Origin of the sequence: Nonomuraea sediminis, assembly GCF_018531495.1 — a bacterium.
GTDB lineage: Bacteria > Actinomycetota > Actinomycetes > Streptosporangiales > Streptosporangiaceae > Nonomuraea > Nonomuraea sediminis.
This window is the reverse complement of the sequence record NZ_JAHDTI010000009.1, coordinates 59,344-80,178: the sequence shown is the minus strand read 5'-3', so window position 1 is coordinate 80,178 and position 20,835 is coordinate 59,344. Positions and strand designations below refer to the sequence as shown.

The 20,835-nt window shown below is 71.4% G+C and carries 22 protein-coding genes; 11 read left to right on the top strand and 11 right to left on the bottom strand.

The window, feature by feature from the left end; all coding sequences use genetic code 11:
- Positions 1–87: 87 nt before the first annotated feature.
- On the top strand, positions 88–1,650 hold the full coding sequence (locus KIK09_RS31995; RefSeq protein ID WP_308164401.1) for a flavin-containing monooxygenase: 1,563 nt from the start codon (positions 88–90) through the stop codon (positions 1,648–1,650).
- On the opposite strand, the gene KIK09_RS31990 is transcribed toward KIK09_RS31995, so the two are convergent.
- The gene (locus KIK09_RS31990; RefSeq protein ID WP_214323136.1) at positions 1,640–2,689 is read right to left on the bottom strand and encodes a LacI family DNA-binding transcriptional regulator; all 1,050 of its coding nucleotides are present in this window, start codon (positions 2,687–2,689) and stop codon (positions 1,640–1,642) included. The genes KIK09_RS31995 and KIK09_RS31990 overlap by 11 nt on opposite strands.
- Positions 2,690–2,755: 66 nt before the next feature.
- Between KIK09_RS31990 and KIK09_RS31985 the strand changes: the two genes are divergently transcribed.
- Genes KIK09_RS31985 through KIK09_RS31980 form a run of 3 tightly spaced genes read left to right on the top strand, consistent with a single transcriptional unit; the run spans position 2,756 to position 3,411 of the window.
- Entirely contained in the window at positions 2,756–2,929 is a 174-nt protein-coding gene (locus KIK09_RS31985) for a hypothetical protein (RefSeq protein ID WP_214323135.1), read from the top strand.
- A gap of 59 nt (positions 2,930–2,988) precedes the next feature.
- Entirely contained in the window at positions 2,989–3,120 is a 132-nt protein-coding gene (locus KIK09_RS59480) for a hypothetical protein (RefSeq protein ID WP_275956370.1), read from the top strand.
- A 12-nt stretch (positions 3,121–3,132) separates the two neighbouring features.
- Entirely contained in the window at positions 3,133–3,411 is a 279-nt protein-coding gene (locus KIK09_RS31980; protein WP_214323134.1) for a hypothetical protein, read from the top strand.
- 3 nt (positions 3,412–3,414) lie between these two features.
- Here KIK09_RS31980 and KIK09_RS31975 read toward each other — a convergent pair whose 3' ends face one another.
- Positions 3,415–4,251: a D-alanyl-D-alanine carboxypeptidase family protein gene (locus tag KIK09_RS31975; protein WP_214323133.1), complete on the bottom strand. Its 837-nt coding sequence runs from the start codon at positions 4,249–4,251 to the stop codon at positions 3,415–3,417.
- 118 nt (positions 4,252–4,369) lie between these two features.
- Here KIK09_RS31975 and KIK09_RS31970 point away from each other — a divergent pair, with 118 nt between their 5' ends.
- A complete protein-coding gene (locus KIK09_RS31970; protein WP_214323132.1) occupies positions 4,370–4,561 on the top strand; it encodes a YegP family protein in 192 nt (63 codons plus the stop codon).
- A gap of 7 nt (positions 4,562–4,568) precedes the next feature.
- Here KIK09_RS31970 and KIK09_RS31965 read toward each other — a convergent pair whose 3' ends face one another.
- The gene (locus KIK09_RS31965; protein WP_504740304.1) at positions 4,569–4,997 is read right to left on the bottom strand and encodes a DedA family protein; all 429 of its coding nucleotides are present in this window, start codon (positions 4,995–4,997) and stop codon (positions 4,569–4,571) included.
- 182 nt (positions 4,998–5,179) lie between these two features.
- Between KIK09_RS31965 and KIK09_RS31960 the strand changes: the two genes are divergently transcribed.
- The gene (locus KIK09_RS31960) at positions 5,180–5,686 is read left to right on the top strand and encodes a hypothetical protein (protein WP_214323131.1); all 507 of its coding nucleotides are present in this window, start codon (positions 5,180–5,182) and stop codon (positions 5,684–5,686) included.
- Here the strand turns inward: KIK09_RS31960 and KIK09_RS31955 are convergent.
- The 3 genes from KIK09_RS31955 to KIK09_RS31945 are packed head-to-tail and all read right to left on the bottom strand — an operon-like array spanning position 5,655 to position 11,001.
- On the bottom strand, positions 5,655–9,032 hold the full coding sequence (locus KIK09_RS31955) for an ATP-binding protein (RefSeq protein ID WP_308164400.1): 3,378 nt from the start codon (positions 9,030–9,032) through the stop codon (positions 5,655–5,657). The genes KIK09_RS31960 and KIK09_RS31955 overlap by 32 nt on opposite strands.
- Positions 9,033–9,083: 51 nt before the next feature.
- The gene (locus KIK09_RS31950) at positions 9,084–10,133 is read right to left on the bottom strand and encodes a lysylphosphatidylglycerol synthase domain-containing protein (RefSeq protein ID WP_214323130.1); all 1,050 of its coding nucleotides are present in this window, start codon (positions 10,131–10,133) and stop codon (positions 9,084–9,086) included.
- Positions 10,134–10,182: 49 nt separating this feature from the next.
- Positions 10,183–11,001: a PIG-L deacetylase family protein gene (locus KIK09_RS31945; RefSeq protein ID WP_308164399.1), complete on the bottom strand. Its 819-nt coding sequence runs from the start codon at positions 10,999–11,001 to the stop codon at positions 10,183–10,185.
- Positions 11,002–11,039: 38 nt separating this feature from the next.
- On the opposite strand from KIK09_RS31945, the gene KIK09_RS31940 reads away from it, so the two are divergent.
- Positions 11,040–12,128 carry a glycosyltransferase family 4 protein gene (locus KIK09_RS31940; protein ID WP_308164398.1) on the top strand — a complete coding sequence of 363 codons (1,089 nt, stop codon included), beginning with the start codon at positions 11,040–11,042 and terminating at the stop codon, positions 12,126–12,128.
- Positions 12,129–12,146: 18 nt separating this feature from the next.
- Positions 12,147–13,592: a DUF2079 domain-containing protein gene (locus tag KIK09_RS31935; RefSeq protein WP_308164397.1), complete on the top strand. Its 1,446-nt coding sequence runs from the start codon at positions 12,147–12,149 to the stop codon at positions 13,590–13,592.
- A 22-nt stretch (positions 13,593–13,614) separates the two neighbouring features.
- Here KIK09_RS31935 and KIK09_RS31930 read toward each other — a convergent pair whose 3' ends face one another.
- The gene (locus tag KIK09_RS31930) at positions 13,615–14,583 is read right to left on the bottom strand and encodes an Lrp/AsnC family transcriptional regulator (protein ID WP_214323128.1); all 969 of its coding nucleotides are present in this window, start codon (positions 14,581–14,583) and stop codon (positions 13,615–13,617) included.
- A gap of 106 nt (positions 14,584–14,689) precedes the next feature.
- Here KIK09_RS31930 and KIK09_RS31925 point away from each other — a divergent pair, with 106 nt between their 5' ends.
- Complete coding sequence (locus tag KIK09_RS31925) at positions 14,690–16,141, top strand: FAD-dependent monooxygenase (protein WP_214323127.1); 1,452 nt, start codon at positions 14,690–14,692, stop codon at positions 16,139–16,141.
- A gap of 82 nt (positions 16,142–16,223) precedes the next feature.
- Here the strand turns inward: KIK09_RS31925 and KIK09_RS31920 are convergent, their stop codons facing one another.
- Both KIK09_RS31920 and KIK09_RS31915 read right to left on the bottom strand, forming a co-directional pair.
- Positions 16,224–16,604 (bottom strand): DUF8711 family protein, encoded by a 381-nt coding sequence (locus tag KIK09_RS31920; RefSeq protein ID WP_214323126.1) that lies wholly within the window; start codon positions 16,602–16,604, stop codon positions 16,224–16,226.
- A gap of 105 nt (positions 16,605–16,709) precedes the next feature.
- Complete coding sequence (locus KIK09_RS31915) at positions 16,710–17,267, bottom strand: DUF1707 SHOCT-like domain-containing protein (RefSeq protein WP_250574115.1); 558 nt, start codon at positions 17,265–17,267, stop codon at positions 16,710–16,712.
- 171 nt (positions 17,268–17,438) lie between these two features.
- On the opposite strand from KIK09_RS31915, the gene KIK09_RS31910 reads away from it, so the two are divergent.
- A complete protein-coding gene (locus KIK09_RS31910; protein ID WP_250574114.1) occupies positions 17,439–18,356 on the top strand; it encodes an anti-sigma factor RsbA family regulatory protein in 918 nt (305 codons plus the stop codon).
- Complete coding sequence (locus KIK09_RS31905; RefSeq protein WP_214323124.1) at positions 18,353–19,516, top strand: low temperature requirement protein A; 1,164 nt, start codon at positions 18,353–18,355, stop codon at positions 19,514–19,516. Before KIK09_RS31910 ends, KIK09_RS31905 begins: the two co-directional genes overlap by 4 nt.
- On the opposite strand, the gene KIK09_RS31900 is transcribed toward KIK09_RS31905, so the two are convergent.
- Both KIK09_RS31900 and KIK09_RS31895 read right to left on the bottom strand, forming a co-directional pair.
- Positions 19,486–20,460: an aldo/keto reductase gene (locus KIK09_RS31900; protein ID WP_250574113.1), complete on the bottom strand. Its 975-nt coding sequence runs from the start codon at positions 20,458–20,460 to the stop codon at positions 19,486–19,488. The two genes, KIK09_RS31905 and KIK09_RS31900, sit on opposite strands and share 31 nt — an antisense overlap.
- Positions 20,438–20,806 carry a MerR family transcriptional regulator gene (locus KIK09_RS31895; RefSeq protein ID WP_214323123.1) on the bottom strand — a complete coding sequence of 123 codons (369 nt, stop codon included), beginning with the start codon at positions 20,804–20,806 and terminating at the stop codon, positions 20,438–20,440. The genes KIK09_RS31900 and KIK09_RS31895 overlap by 23 nt, the downstream gene beginning before the upstream one ends.
- Between the last annotated feature and the right edge of the window lie 29 nt (positions 20,807–20,835).

The following is a 20,835-nucleotide window of genomic DNA, read 5'->3' as shown; positions in this document are numbered from 1 at the left end:
GTCGAGCCGATCAACGAGGGGCGTCGGCGCGGAGTTCCGCCACGGCGATGACCTTGACGCCGGATGTTCCGGTGTTTTCCTGGAATCGTGCTCCAAAAAGATGCCATCATCATCGGCGCCGGGTTCGCGGGCCTGTACATGCTCCACCGGCTGCGCGGCCTCGGCATGGACGTCCAGGTGTTCGAGGCGGGCGACGGCGTGGGCGGGACCTGGTACTGGAACCGGTATCCGGGCGCCAGGTGCGACGTGCCGAGCCTTGAGTACTCCTACTCCTTCTCCGAGGACCTCCAGCGGGAGTGGGCCTGGAGCGAGCGCTACGCCTCCCAGCCCGAGATCCTGCGCTACCTCGATCACGTCGCCGACCGCTTCGACCTGCGCAGGGACATCGCCTTCCGCACCAGGGTGACGAGCGCCGCCTTCGACGACGGATGGACCGTCGAGACCTCCCAGGGGGAGCGGGTCACCGCCCGGTACCTGATCGCCGCCGTCGGCTGCCTCGCCTCCGCCCCGCGCGTGCCCGACCTGCCGATGTTCCACGGCGCGACCCACCACACGGGCCGGTGGCCGCACGAGGGCGTGGACCTGGCGGGCAAGCGGGTCGCCGTCATCGGCACCGGCTCGTCCGGCATCCAGGCCATCCCGGAGATCGCCCAGGTCGCCGAGCACGTCACCGTGTTCCAGCGGACCGCGAACTTCAGCGTCCCCGCCCGCAACGGCCCCATGGACCCCGCCTACGAGAAGTGGTTCAAGGACAACCACGGCGAGATCCGCGCCGGCATGCGCGCCACCCACAGCGGCCTGATGACCACGCCCAACCCCGACTCGGCCCTGTCGGCCGGCCCTGAAGCGCGACTGAGCGCCTTCGAGGAACGCTGGGAGCGCGGCGGCATCGCCTTCCTCGGCTCCTTCTCCGACCTGCTGGTCAGCGAGGAGGCCAACACCGCGGCCGCCGACTTCGTCCGCGGCAAGATCCGCGCCACGGTCACGGAATCGCGGGTCGCCGAGAAGCTCACGCCGTACGACCACCCGATCGGCAGCAAGCGCATCTGCGTCGACACCGGCTACTACGCCACGTTCAACCGCCCCAACGTGAGGCTCGCCGACCTCAGGACGGCGCCGCTGGAGGAGTTCACCAGGTACGGCGTGCGCACCACCGCGGGCGAGCACCCGGTGGACGTGATCGTGTTCGCCACCGGGTTCGACGCGCTGACCGGGCCGCTGCTGAACATCGACATCCGCGGCAAGGGCGGCCTCCCGCTGCGCGACAAGTGGGCGGCCGGGCCGAAGACCTATCTGGGGTTGATGAGCGCCGGATTCCCCAACCTGTTCACGATCACCGGGCCGGGCAGCCCTTCGGTGCTCAGCAACATGATCGTCTCGATCGAGCAGCACGTGGACTGGATCGCCGGCTGCCTGGCGCACCTGGACGGGCGCACCATCGACGCCGACCCCGCGGCCGAGGACGCCTGGGGCGCGCACGTGGCCGAGGTGGCCGGCTACACGCTCTTCCCCAGGGCCGACTCCTGGTACATGGGCGCCAACGTGCCGGGCAAGCCCCGAGTCTTCCTGCCCTACGTGGGCGGGGTCGGCCTCTACCGGGCCAGGTGCGAGGAGGTGGCCGCCACCGGCTACGCCGGCTTCACGATCTGATCGGCGCCGTCGAAGTCCGCACGACCAGCTCGTGCGGGAAGACGCGCCTGCCCGGCTCAAGGGCGCCGCCCGACAGCAGCATGCGCCCCGCGGCCTCGCCGATCTCCTGCTTGGGCTGGCGGATCGTGGTCAGTCCCGCCTCCTGCGCGGCGCTGTCGGAGAAGCCGACCACCGACAGGTCTCCCGGCACTGCGAGCCCCAGATCGGCGGCTGCATCGAGCACGCCGAGCGCCAGCACGTCGGTGTTGGTCAGGATCGCCGTCGGCCGCGGGTCCGCCGACAGCAGCGCGTGGCCCGCCTTCCTGCCCATGTCCCTGGAGTTGCGTGCCACCTCGTAGAACGGTACGGCGGGCCAGGCGACCCCGGCCGCCTCGCAGGCCGTCCGGTAGCCGTTCATCCGGGTGCGCATGGCCTCGAACACCGCGCCGTCGCGCCGGGCGGGATCGGCCCAGCCGGTGTAGCCGTCCTCGTGCAGGCCGACCATGGCGACCCCGACCCGCCGGTGCCCCAGGCCGAGCACGTGCCCGGCCGCCTCCGCCCCCGCCGCCAGTTCGTCGATGCCTACCAGGGGATGGCCCTCCACGTACGGCTCGTCCACCACGACCACGGGCAGCTTGCGGGCCAGCACCTCGGCCAGGGCCGGATGGCGGTCGGGCAGGGAGATCACGCAGAAGGCGTCCACCACCGCGTCGCGCACCGTGTCGGAGCGCCGGTCGCCGTGCGGGATCGGCAGGATCAGCAGCCCCACCCCCGCCTCCTCGGCCGCCGCGGCGATGCCCTGGAAGAAGCCGATGGCGTAGGGGTCGGCGAAGGCGTACGGCAGGGTCTCGCTGAACAGCAGGCCGAGAGCCCCGGCGCGGCCCAGCCGCAGCGACCGCGCCGTCGGGTTGGGCCCCGCGTAGCCGAGCTCGTCCGCGATCTCCATCACGCGCCTGCGCAGCCCGTCGCTGACCTGGTCCGGCCGTGAGAAGGCGTAGGAGACGGTGGCCCGCGAGACCCCGAGACGGTCGGCGATCGTCTGCAACGTGACCTTGGCCATCCACCAACCCTATTGCCTGACGCTACTTAATTGATTAAGGTCTTAATGCATTAAGAAGGAGGGAACATGGATGCCATGCAGGTCCTGGCCCACGAGACCGCGATGGGGTACCAGGGCTCGCTCCACGAGGCCCTGCCGGAGGCCCCGGTCAAGCCCGACAAGCCGCCGGCGAAGATCCGGCTGGCACGCACGCTGCGCCGCACCGCGGACAGGCTCGACCCCGTCCCGGCCTGCCCCTGACGGCGCCGGGGATCCGCTTAGGACCGATCCTGTCCTAAGCGGTTCCTGGCGTCGCGACCATGCAGAACTTCCGCATCGACATCCCGCAGGCCGACCTCGGCACCCGTCTGCTGAACACCCGCTGGCCCGCCGAGCTGCCCGGCGTCGGCTGGGGCCGCGGCGTCCCCGACTTCTACGACAAGATCCGGTGAGATGCTGGTGTCATGAGCAGGAATGCGGCGTTGACGCTGGGTCTGGCGGGGTTCGCGCTGATCGTCGCGTCTGTGCTGGTCTACACCCTGCGCTGTGACATCACCACGTTCTTCCCGCTGCTGGTCGCCGGGTACGTCGTCGGCGTGATCCTGGTCGCCGTGGCGCTCATCGGCGGCCTGCGGTCCGGCATGGGTATCGCGATCCTCATCGTGCTGGCGATCGCCACGGTGGCCGTGGCGATCGCCTACATCGCGATGCTGTTCGCCTTCGCCCGCTGCTTCGAGTTCTGAGGCTCAGCCGTTCTCGATCTGCGAGCCGGCGTAGTCCAGCAGTTTCTCGGCGGTGGTGAAGCGGCGCGCGTCCTGGTCGCCCAGGAGCACGCCGACGACGCGCTTGCCGCCGCGATCCCCGGCGAAGACCAGGCAGTACCCGGCCGCGTCCGTGTATCCCGTCTTCACACCCAGGACGTCGTCGCCGGTCTGCAGGAGCTTGTTGGTGTTCTTCCAGGTGTGCGCGCGGTGCAGGCCGGACTTGGCGACCTTCTTCACCTTGCTCCCGACGACCGCGCTGAACGTGGTGTTCTCCATGGCCTTCTGGGTGAGCCTGGCCTGGTCGACGGCCGTGGAGTAGCCGCCGCCCTTGGGCGTGGGCAGGCCGTCGGCGTTGGTGTAGCGGGTGTCGGACAGGCCCAGGCTCTTGGCGGCGGCGTTCATCTTGGCGACGAAGGCGGCATTGCCCGGCCCGTACTTGCGGGCCAGCGCGCTGGCGGCGTCCGCGCCCGACGGGAGCATCAAGCCGTACAGCAGGTCCCGCACCGTGAGTCGCTCGCCCTTGCGCAGCCCGGCCGTGGTCGCGCCGTTGCTGGTGGCGTGCCGTACGTCTGCCGCGGTGATCGTGACCGTGTCGCTCAGGCCGGCCTCGCGCAGCACCACGTACGCTGTCATGATCTTGACCAGGCTGGCGACGGGGACGCGGCGGGACTCGCGCTTGCTGAAGTGGATCGTTCCCGCTGAATCGACCACGTAGGCCTCTCGGGCGCCCACGGTGGGCTCCGTCGCCGCGTGGGCCGTCGGGGTGAAACCCACGACCAGGGCGAGCGCGGCGGAGCCGAAGATACCCCCAATATGCATGCCAGACATGGTGGCAGGTGATCAACCGTAGATTTGCCGAACTTGACCACAAGCCGCGAAAACAACCCCAGCGGACGGGTAAATGGTCGGTAGAACTGGCACAACGGGGGAGAGCGCCATGGCAGGTAAGTTCGTGATCTCGAAGGACAAGCGGGGCGAGTACCGTTTCAAACTCGTCGCCGCCAACGGTCAGACGATCGCGGTCAGCGAGGGTTATTCGACGAAGGCGGCGTGCGTCAACGGTGTGGAGTCCGTACGTAAGAACGCCCCGGACGCGACCGTGGATGACACCACTCTCGCGGCGGTGTAGCCACCCCTCACGCGGCGATGGATCGCCGGCGCCGCCGCCAGATCAGGTAGGCCGTCACCGAGACGATCGCGAGCACGGCCACCACCACGGCGGTGATCGGCGACCTCGCCGCGAGCTGGAGCCAGCCCCACACCAGGGCCGAGATGCCAAGCCACCAGATGGGCGCCCAGGTCAGGCAGCCCAGGGCGCTGGCCACGACGTACCACGGGTAGGACACGCGCAGCGCCCCGGCCACCCAGGGCAGCGTGTGCCGCAGCATCGGCACCCAGAAACACCCGTAGACGGCCAGCGCGCCCCACCGCTCGACGACCTGCTCCACCTTCTCGATCCGCTCGCGGCCCACCCGGCGGCCCAGTTTGGAATCGTAGAGCTTCTCGCCGAGCCTGCGGCCGATCCAATAGTAGGCCTGGAACGCGCCGAACAGGGCGGCTATCAGCAGGGCCCCGAGCCAGAGCGGGCCGATCGGCTTGATGGCGACATCACCAACCCAGGGAGATCATTAGGTCAGCCTTACCTTAGTTCAACGTGCAAGGCATCTGCAAAGGGTGCAACTGGGGGACAAGCCGCCCTCAACCGCCCTGTTCTACACCTGAGGTGAGCATAAAAGAGGTGTTGATCATGGCAACGAGAAGCGCGACCGTACTGGCCACCGGCTCTGCCACCACGGCCAAACTCTTCGTGGCGGCCCTCGCCTTCACCGCCGCGTACGTCGGCGTCTCGGCCTACGGCACCGCCAACTCCGCCCCCGGCCACGCCCAGACCGTCACCCTGTCGGCACGCGAGCTGCCGATCACCGGTCCGGTTCAGCCGGCCGTCGACCCCGGCACGATCTCCATCACCGAACTTCCGGGCGAGTCGGGCTGCGCCAGGAGCTTCCTGGCCCGCGGCGTCGTGACCAATCCCACACCGCACTCCACGATCATGTACGGCTGGCGCCTGGCCCGCTGGAACCCGCGCACCAACACCTGGCGCACCTACCAGGTCGACTACGCCGGCTTCAGCGGCGCCGAGCGCACCGTCGACTGGGAGACCAGGATCTCGGGCAACCCCGGCTGGTACCGCATCGAGCTGCGCGTCGACGGTGCCAAGACCGTCAGGAGCGACCGTTTCCAGGTGAGTTGCTGACCGCCCTGCGGGCCGCCTCCACCCAGCGCGGCACGCCCACCCGCTCGGCCACCTCCAGGGCCTTGACGTAGTGGTCGCGCGAGGCCTCCGGCTGGCCGAGCCGTACCGCGAGGTCTCCGAGAGTGAGGGCGACGGGCCACAGCGCCACCACACCGGTGCCCGCGCCGGCGACGCGGTCGGCGAACGGCTTGAGCTTGTCATAGCAATCGACCATACGCTCGCGATCGTCGAGCAGCATCCCCGCCAGCGCCCGCCAGGTCATCGCCAGCTCGTACAGGAAGTCCGGGCGGACCGGCGGCCGGGTGGCCGCGACGGCCTTGGCGTCGGACAGGTGCCCAGCCGAGGCCAGCGCCAGCGCGTAGGCGTCGAGCGTCCACTTGGCACCGCGCTGGTGCGCCTCGGCCAGCAGCTCGACGGTCTCGGCCGCCCTCCCATCGACCAGGTGCAGGCAGAACGTGGTGATCAGCGGCAGGTCCTGGCGGCCCTCCAGCATGCCCGCGCGGGCGGTCATCCTGGCCGCCTCGCGGTAGGCCCGCTCCGCGCCCGTGTAGTCTCCGGCGATCATCATCCGCTGACCGGCGTACCAGGCGCAGACCGCGGCGGGCGCCGACAGGTCGTACTGCCGGGCCAGCCGGTCGGCTGCCGCCGCGTGTTCGTCGGCCACCGCGAACTCGCCGCGCGCCGCAGCGCACTCCAGTAACACCAGGTGGGCCAGCGCCTGCGTGGCCATCTGCCCGGAACGCTGCGCGACCTCGAGCAGCTCGCGCCCGATGCTCTCGCGCGTGTCGACGGCCGGGATGTCGTAGGACTGGCGCAGCCGCCCGCTCAGCGCGGCCGCCAGCAGCGCGGGATCGCCGCTCTGCCGGGCCAGCTCCAGCGCCTCGAGCGAGGCCTGCCTGCCCCGCTCGGGCGCCGAGGAGCCCTCCAGCTCGAGCGCCAGCGTGGTGAGCAGGCTGGCGCGCAGCGTCTGCTCGCCCTCGGGCAGCTCCATGAGCGCCTTCTCGGTGACGTCCACGATCTCCCACGCGGTGCGGGTGAAATCGCGCGCCATCCCCTTGTGCGGTACGGCCAGCGACGCCGCCACCCGGGCGGTGATCTCCAGGTCGCCCAGCGGCAGCGCCGTGTCCATGGCCTGGCGGCGCAGCAGCCTGGCCGCGGTCATGTCGCCGCACAGCGCCAGCGCCCTGATCTGGCGCAGCATCAGCTGCAGCCGCTCCTTGACGTCGCCGTCGGTGCGGTCGAAGGCGGCGATCGCCTGCTCCCACAGCGTGGCCGCCTCGCGGTGGGCGAAGCGCCGCTCGGCCTGCTCGGCCGCCAGCCCCGCGTAGTGCACCGCCTTCCCGGCGGCGTCGGCCAGGAAGTAGTGGTGCGCCAGCGCCGCCACGTCCGACGGCGTGCGCCGCTCGATCACCGCCGCCACCGCCGCGTGCAGGCGCGTACGGCGCAGCCTGGAGGCGTCGGAGTAGATGGTGTCGCGCACCAGATCGTGGTCGAAGCGCAGCAGCCCGGGACCCGGCTCGGTCACCAGCCCTGCGAGCAGCGCGGCCTCGACCGCCTCGACCACGGCGTCCTCGTCGCCCGCCACGTCGACCAGCACGTCCACGTCCACATCGCGCCCGATCACCGCGGCCTGCAGCAGGATCTGCTGCGCCCCGGCCGGCAGCCGGGAGATGCGCCGCCGCAGCACGTCGCGCACCCCTGACGGGACGCGGGACAGCACCTCGGTGGGGCTGGCCTGGTCGGCGGCCGCCTCGGAGTCGAGCAGGCGCACGGTCTCGCGCACGAAGAACGGGTTGCCGCCGGTGCGCTCCACGATCGTCTCGACGGCGTCCTCGTCGATCTCGCGCAGGCAGGTGGCCCGCACCAGCTCGGCCACCGCCTTCGGGTCGAGCCCCGACAGCCCCACCCGGACGGGCCCGAGCCTGGCCAGCGCGGCCAGCACGTCGGACTGCCGGTCGTCGAGCTCGCTCTCCCTGCAGGTGACCACGAGCAGCACCCGGCTGGTGGCCAGCAGGCTCGGCAGCGCGCGCAGCAGCGCCAGCGTCTGGTCGTCGGCCCAGTGCAGGTCCTCGAGCGTCAGCAGCACCGGCGCGCGGCGGGCGACCCCGGCCAGGTAGCCGCCGACGGCCCGGTGCAGCCGGAACCCGCCCGACACCTCGTCCTCGTCGGGATCGGGGTCGGCGTCGTCGAGCAGCGGCGCGAGCAGTTGGGCGTACTCGCCCGCGCCGGTCACGGCCACCAGCGTGCGCAGGATCTCCACCCACGCCCAGCCGGGCGGCGTCGCGCTGGAGTCGGGGCAGGCGCCGGAGGCGGTCATCCAGCCGTCGGCCCTGAGCCTGCCGTCGAGCTGCCGCAGCAGCGTGGTCTTGCCCGCGCCGGCCACGCCGGTGACGATCGCCACCTGGAAACGCCCGGTGCGGGCGCCGGCCGTGGTCAGCCGGTTGAGCTCGGCGTCGCGCCCCACGAACGGCTCGGGCTCGAGCGGGGGCGGCTCGATCGGGGTGGCGGGCCTGGGCGGCCAGGTGTCGGTGACGGGCGTGGCCCGCACGGGCCGCGTCGGCGGAGCCAGGTCGAGCTCGGGCGACTGGCTGAGGATGTCGGACTCCAGCTTGCGCAGCGCGGGCCCCGGGTCGATGCCCAGCTCATCGGCCAGGATGCCGCGGGCGCGGCGCAGCGCCGCCAGCGCGTCGCCCTGCCTGCCGCACCGGTACAGGCCCAGGGCGAGCAGCCGCCAGCCCTCCTCGCGCAGCGGGTGCTCGGCGGTCAGCGCCTCCAGGTCGGGCACGGTCTCGGCGTGCAGGCCAAGCCGCAGCCCGGTGTCGGCGTGCCGTTCGCGCGCCACCAGCCGCAGCTCCGCCAGCCGGTTGACCTCCGCCTCCGCCCACTGCTGGTCGGCGAAGTCGGAGTACGGCGTGCCGCGCCACAACCCGAGCGCCTTCTCCAGCCGCGCCCTGGCCGACTGCGGGTCGCCCTCCTCCAGGTGCTCGCCCGCCGCCCTGACCAGCTGCTCGAAGCGGAGCGCGTCCACCTGGTCGGGCGCGACGCGCAGCGCGTACCCGGAGGCGACCGTCACCAGCAGGCGGTTGGGCCCGCCGCGCGGGCGGCCGGGCTCGAGCACGCGGCGCAGCCGCGAGATGTAGACCTGCAGCCCCGACTGCGCGCCCTTGGCGGTGTCGTCTGCCCACAGGTCGTAGAGCAGCGTGTCGACCGGCACGACCTGACCCCTGGCCACGAGGAGTCGGGCGAGGACGGCCCGCTGCCGCAACCCGCCGAGGTCGAGTTCGTCGTCTTGTTCGTACGCCTCGACTGGCCCCAGAACCCGGAACGCCACCATGTCAGCCGCCACGCTATGCGCGCTTCTGAATGGTGCACAAGGTCTTTGGTGGCTTTGCGATTGTCACTGGGGGGCCTTCGAGATCGCGGACGGGGACTCCGTGGCGGTGCTCCGACCGTTGCGCCTCCGCAGGAACGCCCAGGCGCCGAGTGCGAGTCCACCGAACGGGATCTCGATAGTGTAAGTCCAGAAGCCGAACAAGAGTGCAGTGGCCGTCGCGGGAGCGGCGTCCACGCCGAAGGCGGTCAGCAGCAGAACCACCCCGCCCTCCATGATCCCGGCGCCGCTCGGGGTGATGAGCGCGCTGGTCAGCACCCGCGACAGGGCGAACACCGCCAGCGACTGCGCCAGACCGGGGTAGGCGCCGGTGGCCAGCATGCAGGCCACCATGATCGCCCACTGCAGGCCGAGGAAGAACACCATGGCCAGGCTGAGCCGGTGCCAGCGGGTCCTGACGATCTCCGCGGTGTCGTGGCGCAGCTTGAAGAAGGCCTGCGAGGCGTGCAGCCGCTTGGGCAGCACGAGGTCGAGGCCCTTGCCCAGCAGGACCGCGGCCCGCTCCCAGTACAGGGCGGCCCCCACAATCACGCACAGCACGAGGATCGAGACCGCGCCCACCCAGCCGGCGTGCGCCACGGTCGGGTTGGGCACCTCGCCGGACATCAGCAGCGCGATGATCCCCACGGCCGGCAGGATGAATCTGAACAGGGTGTTCCAGATGCCGCTGACCAGGGTCATCACCACGATCGGCCGGTTGCCGAAGCCCCAGCCCCTGGTCATGGCGAACGTCACCGCCACGCCGGCCGCGCCGCCGAAGGGCAGCAGGTTGCTGATCGCGCTGCCCGCGGCGTTGATGGTGAGCGCCTGCAGGTTGTTCAGCCCGGGCAGCGAGTTGGTCAGCACGAAGGTGTAGGCCAGCAGGCTGAGCAGCCACAGCGCGGTCATCGCGGCGATCGCGCCGGCGTTGAGCGTGCCGAAGACCGTCCCGATCGCATGCCAGGACACCGGCTTGCCGGTCAGCGTGTGCACGATCTGCGGCAGGTACACCACCAGCAGGACGGCCAGGCCGAGCGACAGCACGGACAGCGCGATCTGGAGCCACTTGTTCTTCATCGTCTACCAGTCTGCCGGGCGCCCGCACCCGCCCGCTCCTCCTCCGGAGTCATTTCGGCCACCGGTCGAAAGGATGAGTCAGCCGGGTGCCCGGCGGGACGTCGCGGCGCACGTACCATTCGGTGCCGAACACCAGCCGGTAGAGCGCCCGCGGCACCTTCAGCATGACGGCCAGGGTCCTGTCGGTGTCGCCGCCGCTGGCCTGGGAGGCGTGCGCGGCCATCGAGGCCCGCTTCTGCGCGGCGTACTTCCTGACGTTGACCTTGTGGGTGATGATCTCGCCGGGGGAGTAGGCGCTCTCGAACGTCCGCACGTCGAACTCCGGCGGGAACCGGTAGACCCTGCCCGCCGCCCGCAGCAGGCGCAGCAGCGGGTCGCGGTTGACCGTGGCCTCCAGCAGGATCGGCGTCCCCGCGATCTGCGCCGCCCGCTTGCCGACCCGGTGGACCTGCACGTGGTCGGGATGGCCGTAGCCGCCCGCCGGATCGTAGATCGTCAGCAGTTCGGCGTCCTCCTCCTGCAGGATCGCCGCCAGCGCTTTGGCCGCCTCCTCGGAGTCGGCGTCGATGAAGGCGTTGTCCGGCCGCTCCTCGGCCACGCCGCCCTTCGGGCTCAGCCCCGAGTCGCCGTATCCCAGGCACTCCACGCGGGCGCAGCCGAGCAGCGCCGCCGAGGCGTACAGCTCCCGCATGCGGGTGTCGCGCAGCGCGTCGCCCGGCTCCTGCTCGGCCAGCCCGCGCTCGCCGGCGGTGGCCACGACGAGGACCACGCGGTGCCCCTCGGCCGCGAGCATCGCCATCGTGCCCGCCGTCAGCAGGGCCTCGTCGTCGGGGTGCGCATGGAAGAACACAGCGGTACGTGGAGCCACAGGCCCAGATTAGTGTGGGAGGGGTGCGGATCTTTCACGTGAGTGACTGTTACCTGCCGCGCCTCGGGGGGATCGAGGTCCAGGTCGCCGACCTCGTACGGATGCAGCGCGAGGCCGGGCACGAGGTCCAGGTGGCCACCGCCACGCGCGGCGAGCCGATGGACGGCGTGCGCCGGATGGTGGCCAGGATGCCGTTCGACCTGCCGGTCCACCCGTTCGGTGTGGGCCACATCACCAGGGCGCTGACCTCCTACCGGCCCGACGTGGTGCACGTGCACACCGGGGCCGTCTCGCCGTTCGCCTGGATGGGGGTGCGGGCGGCGGTGCGGTGCGGGCTGCCCACGGTGGTGACCGTCCACAGCATGTGGGATCCGGTGACGCGAGGGGTGTACCGGTCGCTGCGGCTGGCCTTCGAGTGGCAGCGCTGGGGGCTGGTCGCCACCACGGTCAGCCACGCCGCCGCCGGGCCGATCAAGGCGGTGGCCGGGCGCCGGGTGCCGGTGCACGTGGTCTCCAACGGGCTGGACCTGTCGGGGTGGCGGCCCGCCGGGCCGTACGCGCCGCGCGACGACAGCGAGGTGCACGTGGTCGCCGTCGGGCGGCTGGCGCCGCGCAAGCAGCCGGTGCGGCTGCTGCGGCTGCTCGACGAGGTCCGCGCGCGGGTGCCCGCGAGCGTGGGGCTGCGGGCGACGGTGATCGGCGACGGGCCCGCGCGCGGCCAGATGGAGCGCTACCTGGCCAGGCACGGCATGACGTCGTGGGTGTCGCTGCCGGGGCGCTACTCGCGCGAGGAGATCGCCAAGGTGCTCGACTCGGCCGACATCTTCGTGGCGCCGGCGCCGCGCGAGTCGTTCGGCATCGCGGCGCTGGAGGCCAGGGCGGCCGGGCTGCCGGTGGTGGCCAGGGCGCAGAGCGGGGTGGCCGACTTCGTCAGGCCGGGCAAGGAGGGGCTGCTCGGCCGCTCCTTCGCCGACCTGGTGACGGCCGTGGCCAGGCTGGCGGCCGACACCGAGCTGCGCGAGTCGATCGCCGCGCACAACCACGTCACCGAGCCGGCGGCCGGGGCGTGGCCGGTCGTGCTCGACGGGTTCAACCGCGCCTACGAGCAGGCGATGAACCTGCGCTGACTCCACTACGCTGCTGGCGTGACGCTGGTGGCCGACCCCCAAGCCCCCGTCGCGGAACGCGGCCTGCGGCATCGGCATCCCCTCTGGCTGGCGTTGATCGCGACCCTGTCCGCGAGCGCCTACGCGCTGCTCGGCCTGTTCAGGCTGGCCACCTACCGGGCCAGCACCTTCGACCTGGTGATCGTCGACCAGGCGGTGCGAAACTACGCGCACTTCCGCCCGCCGTACATCCCGGTCGTGGGCGCCTTCCATGGCCGGGGCCTGGACTACCTCCAGATGGCCGACCACTTCTCGCCGATCTACGCGCTGCTCGCGCCGTTCTACTGGATCCACGACGGGCCCGGTTCGCTGATCGTGGCGCAGGCACTGCTGTTCGCCGCGGCGATCCCGTTCATCTGGCTGTTCACCAGGCGGGTGCTCGGGACCGTGCCCGCCTACCTGGTCGCGCTGGCGTACGCGCTGTCGTGGCCGGTGGCGCAGGCGATCGCGTTCGACGCGCACGAGGTGATGTTCGTGCCCGTGCTCACCGCGATCATGATCGAGCGCTACCACGCGGAACGCCATCTGCCCGCCTTCGCCGCCATGTTCGGGCTGCTGCTCGTCAAGGAGGACATGGGGCTGATGGTGATCGGCTTCGGGCTGTACCTCTTCGTCATCGGCGACCGCTACCGCGGGGTGTGCGCCGCCGCGATCGGGTTCGGCGGGGCGCTGCTGACCAGGGGCGCGCTCATCCCGATGCTGGGCGGCGACCACAACGACTTCTGGGCCTACGGGCAGCTCGGACCCGACGTGCCCGGCGCGCTGCTGGCCGTCGCGCGCGACCCGCTCGGCGCGCTGCTGCTGCCCTTCAGCGCCGAGGCGAAGGTCGACACGCTGTTCCTGCTGGTCTGGCCGACGCTGCTGCTGTGCCTGCTGTCGCCGCTTTCGCTGATGGCGCTGCCGCACGTGCTGGAGCGCATGCTCTCCGACCGCGAACCGTGGTGGCAGGCCGACTTCCAGTACAGCGCCTTCACCGTGGTCATCCTGCTGCTGGCCGGGGTCGACGGGCTGGCCAGGCTGATCCGCTGGACCAAGCGCACGGAGCTGAAGCTTGCCTGGTCGGTGGCCGTGTGCGCGATCGCCCTGACCCTGGTACCGCGTTTCGCGCTCGACCAGCTCTACCACCCCTCCTTCTACAAGGGCGACGAGGTCAAGTCCGCCGCCGCCCGCGAGGCCGTGGCCAAGGTGCCCTCCGGAGTCCAGGTCGAGGCGGTCAACTCGCTCGGGCCCGCGCTGACGGCGCGCACCACGGTGCTGCTGTGGACGGGGGAGCCGCACGGCTCGCCGTGGGTGGTGGCCGACACCAGCCGCTGGGAGTTCCCCTTCGGCTCGGCCGAGGACCAGGCCGGTCAGGTGAACCGCCTGCTGTCGGAGGGGTACGCCAAGGTCTTCGAACGCGACGGGATCGTGGTCCTTCACAAGTAGACGTGACTGGAGCGGTGGTGCCCTAGCCGATCATCGGTCCCGCGTACTTCACGGCCCGCAGGACCGGCGCGGTCTCCACGTGGTGGATGCCGTCGAGCGGGGCGACCCGCCGGGTGAGGTAGTCGTACAGGGACGCGCTGTCGGCGCAGGCCAGGCTCGCGCACAGGGCGGCGGCGCCCGTCGTGGCCGCGACGAAGGCGGTCTGGGGGTGCCCGGCCAGTTCGGCGCCCACCCGCTCGAGGTGCGCGGGGGAGACGGTCAGCCACATGATCGTCCTGAGCCCGATGTCGAAGAGCCGGTCGTCGAAGTCGACGTCGAAGTAGAGCGTGCCGCAGGAGCGCAGCTCGGCGAGCCTGCGGCGGACCGTGGCCGCCGCCAGCCCGGTGGCCGCGGCCAGGTCCGCGATGGGCGCGCGGGCGTCCATGCCCAGTACGGCCAGCATGCGCCGGTCGGCCTCGGTCGGCGCCTGGTGCGCGGAGCCGCTCACCACGGGAGGCTCCAGCCTGCTGACCTGGTCGGGGCTGAGCGCCGAGGTCTTGCCGAGCCAGCTGAGCGGCCCGCCGTAGAACAGGTGCAGGATGCGGTGCGCCTCCACGGCGATGACGCGCGGGGTTCTCGGCAGCCGCGCGAGCAGGTCCGCGCCGCCGTCCCTGTCGGCCCTGGCGCGTACGCCGCAGAAGATCTCCGTGCCGCCCGAGGTGAGGTACACCCACGAGGTGTCCGCGCGGCGGGCCAGCGCCTCGGCCACCGTGCCCGCGGAGCCGGGCGCGCAGCGGATCCGCATGAACCACGGGATCTGGCCGTCGAGCAGGGGCGCGAGCTGCGCGGTGACCCGCAGCGCCCCGGTCGCGCGCAGCCGGGCGTACCGGCGGGCGACCGTCTGGCCCGACACCCCGACCACCTCGCCGATGCGGCTGAAGGGAACCCTGGCGTCGATCTGCAGCGCCTGCACGATCTGGCGATCCAGGGCGCTGTCCGTGTCCGATCGCATCGCCTGTTGCCTCCTGTTTGGAGGATAGTGCCGTCCTGCCGCGCGTTCTGTGGGAGAAGGCGGCGATCGGCCGCATCGTGATGCGAAAACACGTTGAGGAGATCGCATGACGAACGACACCGAGGTCGTGATCGCGGGCGCGGGGCCGACGGGGCTGATGCTCGCGGCCGAGCTGCGCCTGGCCGGGATCGACGTGGTCGTGCTCGAGCGCGACGCCGAGCCGAGCCCGCACTCCAGGGCCTTCGGGATGCTGCCGCGCACGCTGGAGGTCCTGGACCAGCGCGGCGTGGCCGACCGCTTCGACGGTCCGATGTTCGGGCAGGCCGATCTGGCCGCCGACATGGTGGACCTGGACTTCACCCGCCTGGACACCCGCTACGGCCAGCTGCTGCACGCCCAGGCGCGCACCGAGCGCATCCTGCGCGACTGGGTACGGGAACTGGGCGGCGAGCTCGCGACCGGGCGCGAGGTGACCGGCGCGCGTCAGGACGAGGACGGCGTCACCGTCGACCTGGCCGACGGCTCCGCACTGCGGGCCCGCTACCTGGCCGGATGCGACGGCACGCGCAGCACGGTGCGCGGCGCCGCGGGCATCGGCTTCCCCGGCGAGTACTCCGCCGCGGACTTCGTCCTGGTCGACCTGAAGGGCGCCCGCCTGGAGCGGCTGCCGCTGTTCGAGCGAGGCCCGCGCGGCCTGCTGATCGCCCTGCCGATCGCGCGGGACACCGTGCGGGTCGTGGTCCACGAGTACGGCGGGCAGCCCGGCGACCGGGAGGCGCCGACCTGGGAGGAGGCCGTGAAGCTCTTCGCCAGGGTGGCGGACTTCGACCTCACGATCGGCGACCCGGTGTGGATCAGCAGGTTCCGCAACACCGCCAGGCTCGCCGACACCTACCGGCGCGGCCGGATCCTGCTGGCGGGCGACGCCGCGCACGCGCACCTGCCGGCCGGAGGGCAGGGACTCAACCTCGGCATCCAGGACGCGGTCAATCTCGGCTGGAAGCTGGCCGCGCGGGTCCGCGGCTGGGCTCCCGAGGAGCTGCTCGACTCGTACGAGTCCGAGCGCCGTCCCGTGGCCGGGCGGGTCCTGCTCAGCACCAAGGCGCAGTTCGCGCTCATGCAGGGCGGGCCCGAGGTCGGCGCGCTGCGGACCCTGCTGGCGGAGGTGCTGTCCGCCGAGGAGGTCAACCGCCGGCTCGCGGCGGAGCTGAGCGGGGTCGGGATCCGCTACGACGTGGGGGAGGGCGGCCATCCGCCGGCCGGGTGCCGCCTGCCGTACCTGCCGTTGCGGCTCGAGCCTGGTGGGGCGGAGAGCGACACGATGCGGCTGCTCCACCGGGGCAGGGGTGTGCTGCTCGCGCTCGCCGACGGGCCGTGGGCCGGGTCGGCGGAGGGCTGGGGTGATCGGGTCGACGCGGTGCGGGCCAGTGCCGAAGGGGCGGGGTTCGCGTGCGCGCTGATCCGCCCTGACGGGCACGTGGCGTGGGCAACGGCGGGCGCGCGGGACGGAGACGGGCTCGCCCGCGCGCTTCGCCGCTGGTTCGGTATCCCCCGTTAACCGCGCTGCGCCTCTGGGGGCAGCGCGGCCCGGCCGCCGCGCCGCGCCGCCCCCCACGGGCGGAACGGCGACCGGACGATCATCAGCCGCAGGCGCTCTGGATCTTCGTGGTGGCGCTCTGGATCTTGCCCGTCAGCGAGCTCAGGGTGGCCGGGTCCGCGCCGACCTTGATGCTGCCGAAGACGTCGCCCAGGTCGTTCAGTGCGCTGGCGAGGTCGCCGTCGTACTTGGAGGCGAGCGACTTGAGCTTGCTCGAAGCGTCCTGGCTGGCGGTCTCGAGCGCCTTGGGGTCGGTGGCGGCCGAGGCGATCGAGCCGGAGAACTCCTGCGAGATCTTCTGGACTTCGCCGCTGACCTGGGCGCAGTCAACCTTGTTGCCGATCGCGCCACAGGCGGTCGTGCTGAGCGCGGCAATGGCGAGCGTCGCGACCGCGATGGCGAGGCGACGGCGAGGGGAAGTCATTTCTAGCCCTTCGTTGGTATGTGGACGAAGGGACATTATGGATCAATCCTTGATTGTCACTTACATGCGACTTACAACTGGAGCCCGAACCCGTTAAAAGCGGCCTCAGCGGCCGAACAGGCCCCTGCGCGGGTAGCCGACGGCCAGGTGGCCGTAGCCCGTCTCGCCGCTGACGACCACCCGGACGGCGCCGGGGCGGGGGAGTCCTGGCACGCGTGACACGGCCGAGCCGTGCCGGCTGCTGAAACGGTCGATGTCCGCGCCCGCACCCTCGGGCAGCACGATCCTGGCCGAGCCGTACTTGAGCCTGAGCTCGATCTCCACGACGGGATGCGTGATGACCGCCTCGGTCAGGTCGAGCGCGACGTTGCCGTACTTGCAGGAGATCCGCAGACGGCGGGGGACGACCCACTCGCCCCAGCGGCGCACGTGACCGTTCGTCGACTCGAGCACGACCAGGTCGTCGGCCGGTGGCGGGGGTTGGTCGGCGGGCAGATCGGAGATCAGCGCCAGCAGGTCGGCGTAGGTCTTCGCGGCGAAGGCGAGACCGACCCGATCCTCGAACTCCGGCTGGGTGAGGCGGCCCTCGGTGAAGGCTCGCTGCAGTTGCCCCGCCGTGCGCTCCCGATCGTCGTCGGACACGCGCATCTGCAATTCCGACATACCCGAAGCATAGGCGTCAGAAGGGAAGCTGACGGCCGGAAGGCGTCCGCAGATCGAGGGGGAGCGGCCGGCGGGGGACTAAGGGACGCTTAACGATCTGTAGTTTCTTCACACCTTAGAGATACCCACTACATCGCCATGAATTCTTCCTCCGGGGTAGCGTGAGAGGTGATGCTGGCTGACCCCTTCGTGCATCCGGCGCTCTTCTACCGAGGCGACCGGGAGTACGTCGACACGACAACCGCCTTCATCCGGGAAGGGCTGGACGCGGGCGAGCCCGTGGCCGTCGCGGTCCCGGGCCGCAACCTCGCGCTGATCCGGTCAGGGCTCGGGGCGGCGGCCGAGAAGGTGTCGTTCGTCGACCTAGCGCAGGCGGGCCGCAATCCCGGGCGCATCATCCCCGCGGTGCTGCGCGACTTCGCCGACCGCCACCCGGACGAGCGGGTGCGCATCGTCGGCGAGCCGATCTGGCCAGGCCGCTCGGCCATCGAGTACCCGGCCTGCGTCCAGCACGAAGCGCTGATCAACTACGCCTTCCGCGGTCGCCCCGCCACGATCATGTGCCCCTACGACGCGGCCGGGCTGGCCGAGCCCGTGCTGCGCGAGGCAGAGCGCACCCACCCGGTGCTGCGCGAGGCGGGACGCCAGTGGGCCAGCCCCAGCTACGCCCCCGACCGGGTCATCAGCGTGCACAACGAGCCGCTCGGCGAGCCCGAGCGGTTCGCCGCGCTGCACTTCGACGCCACCAACCTGGCCGCCGCCCGCGAGCTGGCCGCCGAGCACGCCAGGCAGCTCGGCATCCAGGGCGGCAAGCTGGACGACATCCGGCTGGTGATCGCCGAGCTGGGCGCCAACAGCCTCGACCACGGCGGTGGCTCGGGCACGATCAGGGTCTGGACCGAGGACGGGCGCCTGGTGTGCGAGGTCAGCGACGCGGGCCACATCACCGACCCGCTGGTGGGGCGCGAGCTCGTCGACCCCGCCACGGCCGGATCGCGCGGCCTGCTCATCGTCAACCTGCTCAGCGACCTGGTCAGGATGCACACCACGGCCGGCTCCACGGTGGTCAGGGCATACTTCGACCTATGATCGCCCTGCGTCCGATGGTGGCGCGTGACAGTGGTGAGCCGCACCGCGTCGCCTCCACGCTCGAGCTGCTGTTCGACCTGTTCTTCGTGGTCGCCGTCTCCTTCGCGGGATCGGAGCTGCACCACGCCATCTCCGCGGGCCATCTGGCCACCGGCGTGGTGAGCTACCTGGCCACGTTCTTCGCGATCTGGTGGGCGTGGATGAACTACACCTGGTTCGCCTCCGCCTACGACACCGACGACTGGCTCTACCGGCTGATGACGCTGGTGCAGATGGCCGGCGTGCTGGTGCTGGCGGCGGGCGTGCCGCGGGCGTTCGAGGAGCACGACTTCCGCGTCGTCTTCTTCGGATACGTGATCATGCGGGTGGCGATGGTCGCGCAGTGGCTGCGCGCCGCCGGCGGCGATCCGGATGGCAGGAAGGCCGCGCTGACGTACGCCACGGGCATCTGCGTCGCCCAGGTCGCCTGGGTCTCCCTGCTGCTCGTGCCGGGACAGTGGTGGATCGCGGTCTTCGCGGCCGGGGTGGTGCTGGAGCTGTCGGTGCCGATCCTGGCCGAGCGGCAGCGGCCGACGCCGTGGCACCCGCACCACATCGCCGAGCGCTACGGGCTGTTCGTGCTCATCATGATCGGCGAGAACGTGCTGGCCGCCACCGTCGCCGTCCAGCAGAGCGCCAGCACGCAGGGCGTCAGCCTCGGCCTGATCGGGCTGGCCGGGGGCACCCTGGTGATCGCGTTCTCGCTGTGGTGGATCTACTTCGACCCCGAGACCCCGGAGATCCTGGACTCCAACCGGCGCGCCATCCCGTGGGGCTACGGCCACTACCTGATCTTCGCCTCGCTCGGCGCGTTCAGCGCCGGCATCGAGGTCGGCATCGACTTCAAGACCGGCAAGACGGAGCTGCCCGCCTACCAGGCGGCGCTGGCCATCGCCGTGCCGATCGCGCTGTTCCTGTTCATGGTCTGGCTGCTGCACGTGCGCCCGCACCGCTTCGGCGCCGCCGACACCGCGGCCTTCCTGGTGGCCACGGCTCTGGTGCTGCTCGCCGTACTGACTCCCGCGCCCGTCGAGGTGATCGCGGTCGTGCTGGCCGCGCTGGTGGCCGTCACCAGCGCGGTCAGATCGGGTCAGTCCTCGATGCGCGACATGTCCGCGTAGCGCTCGCCTCGCACGGCGTCCGGCGGTACGGCTGCCGCCAGCTCGGCCAGCCGCTCGTCCGTCAGCGTGATCCCGGCGGCGGCGGCGTTCTCCTCCAGGTACTTCAGCCGCTTGGTGCCCGGGATCGGCACGACGTCGTCGCCCTGGGCCAGCAGCCAGGCCAGGGCGAGCTGGGCCGCGGTGATGCCTGCCTCGTCGGCGATGCGCTTGACCTGCTCGGCGAGCTTGGCGTTGTGCGCGGCGTTCTCGCCGATGTTGCGCGGGGTGTACTTGCGGAAGTCGTCGTCCGGCAGCTGCTCGGCGGGCGGTACGGTGCCCGTCAGGAAGCCGCGGCTGATCGGCGAGTAGGCCACCAGGGCGGTGCCCACCTCCCTGGCCGTGGGCAGGATGGTCTCCTCCAGGCCACGGGTGAACAGGGAGTACTCGCTCTGCAGCGCGGCGATCTGGTGCACGGCCGAGGCCCTGCGCAGGGTCTGCGCACCCACCTCCGACAGGCCCAGGTGGCGGACCTTGCCCTGCTGGACGAGCTCGGCCATCGCGCCGACCGACTCCTCGATCGGGACCTCGTTGTTGTAGCGGTGCATGTAGTAGACGTCGATGTGGTCGACGCCGAGGCGCTGCAGCGAGGCGTCGCAGGCGGCCCTGATGTACTCGGGGCGGTTGTCGATCGTGCGGACGCCGCCGTCGCGGCGGACGGCGAACTTGGTGGCCAGCACGACCTCGTCGCGACGGGCCTTGATGGCGCGGCCTACCAGCTCCTCGTTGTGCCCGCTGCCATACATGTCGGCCGTGTCCAGAAAATTCATGCCTAGGTCGAGGGCGCGATGGATGACCGCTATGGACTCCTGCTCGTCGCCCTGGCCGTAGAACTCCGACATACCCATGCAGCCCAGGCCGATCGCGGAGACCTCCGGGCCTCCGTTACCGAGAGTGCGCTTGTTCATCCTGTCCCCTGTAAGACTCGATCTTGTAGTCCAGGACCTCGAGGTCCCGGGTCAGCTCGGCGATCCTGGCCCTGACCTTCTCGCGGTGCGCCTCGAGCAGCTCGCGCCGCTCGCCGGCCGTACGCGGGCCCATGCGGGCCAGCTCGGCGTAGCGGCACATGTCGGCGATCGGCATGCCCGTGGAGCGGAGCTTCGTCAGGAAATTCAGCCACGCCAGGTCGCGCTCGTCGTAGTCCCTGTGACCGCTGCCGTCGCGGCCCACGGAGTGGATGAGGCCGATCCGCTCGTAGTAACGCAGCGTGTAGGCGCTCAGACCGGACCTGCGGGCCGCCTCCTGGATCGTCATATGTCCAGGGTCACTCTTAGAGTGCGCTC